Genomic DNA, 1385 nt, shown 5'->3' with positions numbered 1-1385 from the left:
ATCTTGGTGAATTCGTCGAGCAAACGCTGATGCCGGCGATCGTCAGTGAAGGCTGACAGCAGTTCGGCCGCCAGCGGCGCGACCTCGACCTTGCCGATGCGATCGAGCATGCGGCGGGTGGCGAACTCGCGCAAGCCCGAGCCTTCGATCGCCTGCAGCATTTGCGGCACCAGCCGGCCGACAAAACGCGAAAGCCCCTCCGCCCTGCTTTTATCCGACAGCCAGTCGGCAACGAGTGCTGCAAAATCCACTTCATTGAGCTTCTGGCGAACGGGCTCGGGCGCCAGGAAATTGGTTTCGATGAAGCGCCCGAGATTTTCGGCGATGCGGGTCTGATTGGCCGGGATGATTGCCGTGTGCGGGATCGGCAGGCCAAGCGGCCGCTTGAACAGGGCAACGACCGCATACCAATCGGCAAGCCCACCAATTGTAGCCGCCTCTGCGAAAGCAGCAACGAAGCCGAGCCAAGGCCAGCGGCCCTGCAGCGATTTCGCGGTCAAGAAGATCGCAACGCAAACAACAAGTGCGGCTGTGGCAATGAATTTGGTACGCCGCAGGGCTGCGAGCTTTTCGGCGTCGCCGCTGCCAAAGGCCATGTTTACGCCTGCCGGCAAGGCTTGGCTTTGCGGTGAGGACATTGGTCGCCTTCCCTGTTCGTCACAGGGACTATATCGGCAATGCCGCAGGCTGCTTCAATTCGAAATGCGGTTTCAGGCGGCAATCGCCGGGGCAGCACGATGGCGAGCGAGCCAATCGGGATCGACCGCGCCATCAGCCTCAAGCTCGATGACGCCATTGGCTTCGCCAAATTCAAAGCTGAGCTTGGCGTCGAAGCGACGGGCAAGTGCCTTCATGGCGGCGTTGTTCGAGTGGGTTGTCACGTGAAGCCTGAGATAGCCGAGCCCCCTCGCCTGCGCGACCAGACGCCGGAAGAGCCGGCCGCCAATGCCTCTGTGCTGTATTTGGCGTTCGACACTGAAGGCGATTTCGGCTGTGGGTTCGCTCTCTTCGGCTTGCTCGTGCAGTTCAGCTGCGGCCAGAACCTTGTCGCCCTCGACATAGCCGATCACGGTCACACCTTCGCGGAAGCTGCGTTCGGCATATGATTTTAGGAATTCGTCGTCGGTCAGGCCGTTGAAGCGGTCACGCCGGCTTTGGTCGTCCAGTCTCAAGAGATGTTCGGCAAAGCGGGGCAGATCGGACGGCCTGAGCTGGCGGACTACACCCGTCAGTGGCCGTTGAGCATATATGATCTGTTCCATGTCGCAGTCCTCTTGGGTTCCTCCCCAGAGTCTTCGACTCCCGACATACGCAATATTGTGCAACGCAGCATGGAATTCAACCCGTCGACCTGCCCACATATGCAAGGCTGGCCTGCGTCATAA

2 protein-coding genes are annotated in these 1385 nt (G+C 60.1%); both read right to left on the bottom strand.

What is annotated here, in order from left to right; translation table 11 throughout:
• Window positions 1-596, bottom strand: a 596-nt coding sequence (locus tag AC1DUU_RS32025) for a DUF445 family protein (protein ID WP_476787318.1), incomplete at its 3' end; no start/stop codon positions are given.
• A gap of 114 nt (window positions 597-710) precedes the next feature.
• Window positions 711-1262: an N-acetyltransferase family protein gene (locus tag AC1DUU_RS32020; RefSeq protein ID WP_476787317.1), complete on the bottom strand. Its 552-nt coding sequence runs from the start codon at window positions 1260-1262 to the stop codon at window positions 711-713.
• Between the last annotated feature and the right edge of the window lie 123 nt (window positions 1263-1385).

This window comes from Aminobacter sp. P4_H6_2, assembly GCF_056400805.1.
This window is presented reverse-complemented; position numbering and strand designations above follow the sequence as displayed.